This window comes from Vibrio sp. MMH1-50 (genome assembly GCF_022347645.1).
GTDB classification, from domain to species: domain Bacteria; phylum Pseudomonadota; class Gammaproteobacteria; order Enterobacterales; family Vibrionaceae; genus Vibrio; species Vibrio harveyi.
Genome location: NZ_JAKRGG010000039.1, coordinates 44,237 through 52,814 on the forward strand (window position 1 = coordinate 44,237; position 8,578 = coordinate 52,814).

At 45.9% G+C, this 8,578-nt stretch carries 7 protein-coding genes and 12 tRNA genes; 17 read left to right on the plus strand and 2 right to left on the minus strand.

Annotated elements, in window-relative coordinates:
- Window positions 1-3 precede the first annotated feature (3 nt).
- Together prfA and hemA are read right to left on the minus strand one after the other, a co-directional pair.
- Entirely contained in the window at window positions 4-1,092 is a 1,089-nt protein-coding gene (gene prfA / locus MHO32_RS21455; RefSeq protein ID WP_005449249.1) for a peptide chain release factor 1, read from the minus strand.
- Window positions 1,093-1,121: 29 nt separating this feature from the next.
- Complete coding sequence (gene hemA / locus MHO32_RS21460; RefSeq protein WP_005449251.1) at window positions 1,122-2,378, minus strand: glutamyl-tRNA reductase; 1,257 nt, start codon at window positions 2,376-2,378, stop codon at window positions 1,122-1,124.
- Window positions 2,379-2,512: 134 nt separating this feature from the next.
- Between hemA and lolB the strand changes: the two genes are divergently transcribed.
- The 17 genes from lolB (at window position 2,513) to MHO32_RS21545 (ending at window position 8,560) form a co-directional block, all read left to right on the plus strand.
- On the plus strand, window positions 2,513-3,151 hold the full coding sequence (gene lolB, locus MHO32_RS21465; RefSeq protein WP_005449252.1) for a lipoprotein insertase outer membrane protein LolB: 639 nt from the start codon (window positions 2,513-2,515) through the stop codon (window positions 3,149-3,151).
- Window positions 3,148-4,020 carry a 4-(cytidine 5'-diphospho)-2-C-methyl-D-erythritol kinase gene (gene ispE / locus MHO32_RS21470; protein ID WP_009696818.1) on the plus strand — a complete coding sequence of 291 codons (873 nt, stop codon included), beginning with the start codon at window positions 3,148-3,150 and terminating at the stop codon, window positions 4,018-4,020. Before lolB ends, ispE begins: the two co-directional genes overlap by 4 nt.
- A 27-nt stretch (window positions 4,021-4,047) precedes the next feature.
- Entirely contained in the window at window positions 4,048-4,992 is a 945-nt protein-coding gene (locus MHO32_RS21475; protein ID WP_005449254.1) for a ribose-phosphate pyrophosphokinase, read from the plus strand.
- 151 nt (window positions 4,993-5,143) lie between these two features.
- On the plus strand, window positions 5,144-5,734 hold the full coding sequence (gene pth / locus MHO32_RS21480; RefSeq protein ID WP_005438598.1) for an aminoacyl-tRNA hydrolase: 591 nt from the start codon (window positions 5,144-5,146) through the stop codon (window positions 5,732-5,734).
- 10 nt (window positions 5,735-5,744) lie between these two features.
- Window positions 5,745-6,836, plus strand: a complete 1,092-nt coding sequence (ychF, locus tag MHO32_RS21485) for a redox-regulated ATPase YchF (RefSeq protein WP_005449255.1) — start codon at window positions 5,745-5,747, stop codon at window positions 6,834-6,836.
- 285 nt (window positions 6,837-7,121) lie between these two features.
- Window positions 7,122-7,198: transfer RNA gene (locus tag MHO32_RS21490), tRNA-Met, on the plus strand.
- Window positions 7,199-7,237: 39 nt separating this feature from the next.
- A tRNA-Leu gene (locus MHO32_RS21495) sits at window positions 7,238-7,322 on the plus strand.
- Between the two features lie 31 nt (window positions 7,323-7,353).
- A tRNA-Gln gene (locus tag MHO32_RS21500) sits at window positions 7,354-7,428 on the plus strand.
- Between the two features lie 79 nt (window positions 7,429-7,507).
- Window positions 7,508-7,584: transfer RNA gene (locus tag MHO32_RS21505), tRNA-Met, on the plus strand.
- 72 nt (window positions 7,585-7,656) lie between these two features.
- A tRNA-Leu gene (locus tag MHO32_RS21510) sits at window positions 7,657-7,741 on the plus strand.
- Window positions 7,742-7,766: 25 nt separating this feature from the next.
- Window positions 7,767-7,851: transfer RNA gene (locus MHO32_RS21515), tRNA-Leu, on the plus strand.
- A gap of 31 nt (window positions 7,852-7,882) precedes the next feature.
- Window positions 7,883-7,957 (plus strand) — tRNA-Gln (locus MHO32_RS21520).
- Between the two features lie 21 nt (window positions 7,958-7,978).
- Window positions 7,979-8,053 (plus strand) — tRNA-Gln (locus MHO32_RS21525).
- Between the two features lie 70 nt (window positions 8,054-8,123).
- Window positions 8,124-8,208: transfer RNA gene (locus tag MHO32_RS21530), tRNA-Leu, on the plus strand.
- A gap of 24 nt (window positions 8,209-8,232) precedes the next feature.
- Window positions 8,233-8,309, plus strand: a tRNA-Met gene (locus tag MHO32_RS21535).
- Between the two features lie 51 nt (window positions 8,310-8,360).
- Window positions 8,361-8,445, plus strand: a tRNA-Leu gene (locus tag MHO32_RS21540).
- Window positions 8,446-8,485: 40 nt separating this feature from the next.
- Window positions 8,486-8,560 (plus strand) — tRNA-Gln (locus MHO32_RS21545).
- Window positions 8,561-8,578 lie beyond the last annotated feature (18 nt).

The window sequence follows — 8,578 nt, forward strand, 5'->3', positions numbered from 1 at the left end:
CGATTAGTTGTTCTCTGCGAGCGCCGCAAGTTGGTCTGCTTGGTGCTCTTGAACCACAGGATCAATCAAACTTTGCAGGTCACCTTCCATCACTTCGTTCAAACGGTAGATGGTTAGGTTGATGCGGTGGTCAGAAACTCGACCTTGTGGGTAGTTGTAAGTACGGATACGGTCACTACGGTCACCAGAACCTAATAAGTTACGACGTGTATCAGAAACTTCTGCTGCACGACGTTCTTCTTCTGCTTGAACGATGCGAGCAGCAAGCACTGCCATCGCTTTTGCTTTGTTCTTATGCTGTGAACGCTCGTCTTGACACTCTACTACTGTACCAGTTGGTAAGTGGGTAATACGGATTGCAGAATCCGTGGTGTTAACGTGCTGACCACCCGCGCCAGATGCACGGAATGTATCGATTTTTAGGTCTGCTGCCTTGATTTCTGGCAGATCCGCTTCTGGGATTTCCGCCATAACCGCTACGGTACACGCAGAAGTATGAACACGACCTTGAGATTCTGTCGCTGGTACACGTTGTACACGGTGACCGCCTGACTCAAACTTCAGCACGCCGTATGCGCCGTCACCGCTCACTTTCGCGATCATCTCTTTGTAACCACCGTGTTCAGCTTCGTTTGAAGACATCACCTCGATACGCCAACCACGCTTTTCTGCGTATTTGCTGTACATACGGAACAGGTCACCAGCGAAGATACCCGCTTCGTCACCACCCGCACCTGCACGGATTTCTAGGAAACAGTTACGGTCATCGTTTGGATCTTTTGGAAGAAGAAGAATTTGTAGTTCATCAGTTAGACGCTCAATCGTTTCTTTTGCTTCTTTGATTTCTTCCTGCGCCATTTCACGCATTTCTTCGTCGTCTTCGTTCGCCATATCTTCAGCAGCGACAAGATCGTCTTGCGCTTGTTGATACGCTTGGAAGCACTTAGTAACTTCTTCTAGCTGAGAGTACTCTTTTGATAGAGCGCGGAATTTATCCTGATTTCCAATTACATCAGGATCACCAAGAAGATGTTGAACTTCTTCGTAACGTTCTACTAGCGTTTCTAGCTTAGTCAGAATAGAGGCTTTCATAGTGTCGTTTTCTTAATAAAAAGCGTGAGTTACAGATCATCCAAACCAAGGGTCTGGCGGATAACCGTTAATTTTGCTGGTTCGCCCTGCTCTGCCGCACTTTGCAGCGCGCGAGTTGGAGCGTGAATCAGTTTGTTGGTGAGTTTATTACTAAGTTCGCGCAGCACTTTCTCTGGGTCTGCACCGGTTGCCAATGATTGTAGGCTTTTACTTAGTAAGTCTTCACGAATTTCGTTGGCCGATTTGCGATAATCACGAATGCTATCCACAGCTTGAAGTGAACGCAGCCACGTCATAAATGCCGCGCTTTCTTCGCTAACGATCGCTTCTGCTTGAATGGCTTCTACTTTACGTTGTTCGATGTTGCTATCAATGATCGACTGTAAGTCATCCACCGAGTACAAGTAAGCGTCACTCAATTCCCCAACCTGAGCTTCCACATCGCGAGGTACTGCGATATCGACCAATAACATCGGTTGATGACGACGTTTCTTCAACGCGGTCTCAACCATGCCTTTACCAATGATAGGTAGAGGACTCGCCGTTGAGCTGATGACGATGTCTGCTCTTGGTAAATGGTCAGGAATTTCATTCAAGCTGATCACTTCTGCTCCAAATTGCTCTGCTAGACCAAGAGCTCGCTCTCGAGTTCGGTTTGCAACAATCATCTTAGTACAGCCGTTCGACGCTAAGTGTTTTGCCACCAATTCGATGGTTTCACCTGCACCAACCAACAGTACCGTTGAGTCAGACAGTGATTCAAAGATGTGTTTCGCCAATGTACAGGCAGCATAAGCCACCGACACGGCGTTACCACCAATATCAGTTTCTGTTCGAACACGTTTTGCGACTGAGAAAGTCTTTTGGAACAACTTATCAATCGACGCATCCACCGCCTGATGATCTCGGGAATCAGAAAACGCTTGTTTTACCTGACCCAAAATCTGAGGCTCACCTAGTACCAGTGAATCAAGGCCGCAAGAAACACGCATCAAGTGCTTAATCGCCGCTTGCTCTTCATGGACATAAAGGCTCGGCATCAAGTCTTCTTGACTAACTTGATGGAACTGGGCTAACCAGTCGATAAGCTTATTTCGCGCTCCTTGCTTCACGTCGCAGTACACTTCGGTACGGTTACAGGTAGAAACAATCACACTGCCATTGACGGCTTCATGGTCTCTGAGTTGCTCAAGTGCTGGTCCCAATTTATCGGGTCCGAACGCCACTTTCTCTCGCAAGTCAACAGACGCTGTATTGTGATTGATTCCAATAGCAAGCAAGGACATCTAACGTGGTATCTCTGAGATCGGTTATAAAATAGGTTCAGAATTTTACTGTAAGCACGCATTTATTGAAAGGGTAAGCCGGATTTGTTTTCCTTCACTCGGCTTTTCAATGCTATAGTTGTGAGCGATTACCGATGAAACTGATTAATAAGCCATCAAACATGACCTTACGCTCCTTTCTCATCTTGCTCATGTCGAGCATTGTTCTCGCAGGTTGTAGTTCTGTTCCTGAAAGTGTCACCAGCGTAGAGTGGCAGGCACACGAGCAGCGACTTGAAACCATTAAAAATTTTCAAGCCACAGGTAAACTTGGCTACATTGGTCCCGATCAAAGACAAAGCCTGAATTTCTTCTGGAAGCACTCTTCGTCATTAAGCCAGTTACGCTTAACGACCTTACTTGGTCAAACCGCATTAAAGCTCACTATTACGCCACAAGGCGCAACCGTCGAAACCTATGATGACCAAGTACTCTCCGCTCGTGATGCTAACCAACTGATTTACCGATTAACCGGCTTAATGATGCCAGTTGACCATTTACCTGATTGGCTACTTGGCTTACCAACAGATGCTGACTCTTTCCAACTATCACCGACCAATACTCTCCAAGCACTGGACAAACAGATCGGTTTGAACGACTGGAATATTGCTTACCAGCGTTACGGTGATATTGAGTGGCATAACCAGACGTTACCTCTCCCAAACAAGCTAAAACTCAGTACGTCTGACGTAAAAATTAATTTAGTGATCACAAAATGGAACATCACCCAATGATCGATCTTTCAACCCGTTGGCCATCACCAGCGAAATTGAATCTCTTTCTTTATATCAATGGTCGGACCGAAAACGGTTACCACGAGTTACAAACTCTATTCCAGTTCGTCGATCACGGCGATGAACTAACCATTCAAGCAAACGATTCAGGTGAGATCACGATTTCGCCAGAGATCGAAGGTGTTCCTCTGCAAGACAATTTGATCTGGAAAGCGGCGACCGCACTTCAACGTTATGCGAAATGCTCTTATGGGGCACATATCGATCTTCATAAGATCTTACCTATGGGCGGTGGCATTGGCGGCGGCTCATCCAACGCAGCAACTACTTTGGTTGCGCTCAATTACCTATGGCAAACCCATCTTAGTGATGATGAATTAGCCGAAATTGGTCTTGCACTTGGTGCAGATGTGCCTGTATTTGTGCGTGGTTTTGCCGCATTTGCTGAAGGCGTTGGTGAGAAACTTTCTCCTGCTCATCCAGATGAGAAATGGTATTTAGTTGTTCGTCCAAATGTTTCTATTGCAACCGCCGACATATTCGGACATCCGGATTTGACTCGAAACACGCCAAAACGCGATTTAGAAACGCTTTTGAACACGCCAAGCGTAAACGATTGCGAAAAAATTGTACGAATGCTCTACCCAGAGGTTGATAAGCAACTTTCATGGCTGCTACAATACGCGCCGTCAAGATTGACGGGGACAGGATCTTGCGTTTTTGCTGAATTTTCGAGCAAATCCGAAGCAGAAACTATCCTTGCACAACTCTCTGATAAAGTCTCGGCATTTGTCGCTCAAGGGCGAAATATTTCGCCACTAAAAGAGACTTTGGCTGAATACCAATCAGCCTCACACCGACCTATTTAAACTGGACGCAAACCCGAGGTTTCCACCGTGCCTGATATGAAGCTATTTGCTGGTAACGCAACACCTGAACTAGCCCAACGTATTGCTGATCGTCTTTACATCTCTCTTGGTGATGCATCTGTTTCTCGCTTTTCTGATGGCGAAGTTGCAGTTCAAATCAATGAGAACGTTCGTGGTAGTGATGTTTTCATCATTCAATCCACTTGTGCACCGACTAACGACAACCTAATGGAATTGGTTGTTATGATTGATGCAATGCGCCGTGCTTCAGCAGGTCGTATCACTGCAGTAATTCCTTACTTTGGCTACGCTCGCCAAGACCGTCGTGTACGTTCTGCGCGTGTGCCAATCACTGCAAAAGTTGTTGCTGATTTCCTATCTAACGTTGGCGTAGACCGCGTTCTAACTATCGACCTACATGCTGAGCAAATTCAAGGCTTCTTCGATGTACCAGTTGATAACATCTTCGGTACACCAGTACTTCTAGAAGACATGCAATCTCGTGGTCTAGAAAACCCAGTAGTGGTTTCTCCTGATCTAGGTGGCGTTGTTCGTGCTCGTGCAACTGCAAAAGCGCTAGGCGACATCGACATCGCTATCGTTGATAAGCGTCGTCCACGTGCAAACGTTTCTGAAGTAATGAACCTAATCGGTGACGTTGAAGGTCGTGACTGTGTGATCGTTGATGACATGATCGATACAGGTGGCACTCTATGTAAAGCAGCTGAAGCGCTAAAAGAGCGCGGTGCTAAGCGTGTATTCGCTTACGCAACTCACGCTGTATTCTCTGGTAACGCTGCGGACAACATTAAGAACTCTGTTCTTGACCAAGTTATCGTCACTGACTCTATCTCTCTATCTAAAGAGATGGCTGCAACTGGCAAAGTAACCACACTAAGTCTATCTCGCATGCTAGCTGAAGCGATTCGTCGTATCAGCAACGAAGAGTCAATCTCTGCAATGTTCAACTAATACGAACATTTCAGTTAAACTGATTTCAAAAGCACCCCTCTTTGGGGTGTTTTTTTATTTGTATCGATAGGCAGAAAATCCCTTGGTCGCCCACTGCGAGAATTCTGTGCTATCATACTGCGCTTTTTGAGATTCCAGAGAGATCCTAACCTTGACTCAACCAATCAAACTTCTTGTTGGTCTTGCTAATCCGGGACCAGAATACGCCAAAACTCGCCACAATGCGGGCGCTTGGGTTGTAGAAGAATTAGCACGCGTTCACAACGTTACCCTGAAGAATGAACCAAAATTCTTTGGCCTAACAGGACGCATTATGGTCAATGGCCAGGATCTCCGTTTGCTAATCCCAACCACTTTCATGAACCTCTCTGGCAAAGCAATCGCAGCACTTGCGAAGTTTTACCAAATTAAGCCAGAAGAGATCATGGTTGCTCATGACGAGCTAGACTTACCGCCAGGTGTCGCTAAGTTTAAGAAAGGTGGTGGTCACGGTGGTCACAATGGTCTGCGTGACACTATTAGCAAACTGGGCAATAACAAAGATTTTTATCGTCTTCGTATCGGCATTGGCCATCCGGGACACAAAGATAAAGTGGCGGGTTTTGTACTAGGCAAAGCTCCAGCGAAAGAGCAAGAGCTACTAGACGCCGCAGCTGACGAATCAGTGCGCTGTCTAGATATCCTAATTAAGGATGGTCTATCAAAAGCACAAAATCGCCTCCACACGTTCAAAGCTGAATAAGGTTACTATCATGGGTTTTAAATGTGGCATCGTTGGTCTACCTAACGTTGGTAAATCAACTCTGTTTAACGCACTAACTAAAGCGGGTATTGAAGCAGCAAACTTCCCGTTCTGTACCATTGAACCAAACACTGGTGTGGTTCCTGTGCCAGATCTACGTCTAGATGCTCTAGCAAAGATCGTTAACCCACAGAAAGTTCTACCTACCACAATGGAATTCGTAGACATCGCTGGTCTAGTTGCGGGCGCATCTCGTGGTGAAGGTCTAGGTAACAAATTCCTAGCGAACATCCGTGAAACTGACGCAATCGGCCACGTTGTACGTTGTTTCGAAAACGACAACATCGTTCACGTTGCAGGTAAAGTATCTCCAATCGAAGATATTGAAGTTATCAACCTTGAACTAGCAATGGCTGACCTTGATTCTTGTGAACGCGCTATCCAGCGTAACGCTAAGAAAGCAAAAGGCGGTGACAAGGACGCGAAATTCGAACTGACGGTTCTAGAAAAACTGCTTCCTGTACTAACAGAAGGTGGCATGGCGCGTACTGTTGATCTTGCAAAAGAAGAGCTAGCAGCAATTGGCTACCTAAACTTCCTAACGCTAAAACCAACAATGTACATCGCTAACGTGAACGAAGATGGTTTTGAAGACAACGCATACCTAGATGCAGTACGTGAGTTTGCAGCGAAAGAAAACAACGTTGTTGTTCCTGTATGTGCAGCTATCGAATCAGAAATGGCTGAACTAGAAGATGACGAGCGTGAAGAGTTCCTAGCAGACCTAGGTATCGAAGAACCAGGTCTAAACCGCGTTATCCGCGCAGGTTACGAACTACTGAACCTACAAACTTACTTCACAGCTGGCGTGAAAGAAGTTCGTGCATGGACTATCCCTGTTGGCGCTACGGCACCAAAAGCGGCAGCGAAGATCCACACAGACTTCGAAAAAGGCTTTATCCGTGCTGAAGTTGTTGGTTACGACGATTTCATCCAATTCAACGGTGAAAGCGGCGCGAAAGACGCAGGTAAATGGCGTCTAGAAGGTAAAGAATACATCGTTAAAGATGGTGATGTTGTACACTTCCGCTTCAACGTATAATTAAGTGAATGAATTCTAAACACTTCATTTACATAAAAAGCCAGCCATAGCGCTGGCTTTTTTTATACCTTTCTAAAACAACAAGAAATTAAGTCCCTTACTGCAAGCCATTTTATTTCCAGTTTTAGATCATAAACGCGCCTCTTTGTTTAAAAAGGAAGCGAACGATGGATTTTGCAGGATTTATTGAAAAAAACTGTTGACGGATCTCACTCAACTTCGCATAATGCGCGCCGTTCCCGACGACAAGGCAACTTAGCGACGAGAACGAGAAAACATGGTTTTGGCTACGTAGCTCAGCTGGTTAGAGCACATCACTCATAATGATGGGGTCACAGGTTCGAATCCCGTCGTAGCCACCATTCCTAAAGGTTCTTTTTTAAGAGCAATTAGGAATAGATGCGGAAGTGGCGGAATTGGTAGACGCACCAGATTTAGGTTCTGGCGCCGCAAGGTGTGAGAGTTCAAGTCTCTCCTTCCGCACCATGTTTTAAGTAGTTTTACGACTACTGTCTGCAGGTCTATCGCCAAGCGGTAAGGCAGCGGCTTTTGATGCCGCCATTCCCTGGTTCGAATCCAGGTAGACCTGCCATTATTTAAAGTGGGATTCCTTTGACAAAAAGGGTTGTCACTTAGAGCGTGAAGGTTTATATTGTCTCGCTCAAAAAGATGGCTACGTAGCTCAGCTGGTTAGAGCACATCACTCATAATGATGGGGTCACAGGTTCGAATCCCGTCGTAGCCACCATTCTTTCTTTTGAAAGACAAAATTTAGTTGTTAGTTTTTACCAATTAACTGACAACTTATAGAGTTCAAGATGCGGAAGTGGCGGAATTGGTAGACGCACCAGATTTAGGTTCTGGCGCCGCAAGGTGTGAGAGTTCAAGTCTCTCCTTCCGCACCATCTTGAAATACTCTAAACAATATATGCGGAAATGGCGGAATTGGTAGACGCACCAGATTTAGGTTCTGGCGCCGCAAGGTGTGAGAGTTCAAGTCTCTCTTTCCGCACCATATATTGAATAGTCTTTTGACTATTGCCTGCAGGTCTATCGCCAAGCGGTAAGGCAGCGGCTTTTGATGCCGCCATTCCCTGGTTCGAATCCAGGTAGACCTGCCACTATTTTGATTATTGAGTTGTAGGTCTATCGCCAAGCGGTAAGGCAGCGGCTTTTGATGCCGCCATTCCCTGGTTCGAATCCAGGTAGACCTGCCATTATTCTTCCTTGAAACATAGGAATGTTATTGATGTTTTACCAATTATATCAGTAACGACAAATCAAGTTGCGGAAGTGGCGGAATTGGTAGACGCACCAGATTTAGGTTCTGGCGCCGCAAGGTGTGAGAGTTCAAGTCTCTCCTTCCGCACCATCTTGATTTAAAGAATATTGTGTTGGCTACGTAGCTCAGCTGGTTAGAGCACATCACTCATAATGATGGGGTCACAGGTTCGAATCCCGTCGTAGCCACCATTTATTTCGTTGTTTAGGTTTTACCAATTACCTTATGACGACAGAAAAGTTGCGGAAGTGGCGGAATTGGTAGACGCACCAGATTTAGGTTCTGGCGCCGCAAGGTGTGAGAGTTCAAGTCTCTCCTTCCGCACCATACTTTTCTAACTTGATTAGTCTTTATGACTATCGCCTGCAGGTCTATCGCCAAGCGGTAAGGCAGCGGCTTTTGATGCCGCCATTCCCTGGTTCGAATCCAGGTAGACCTGCCACTATTTTGATTATTGAGT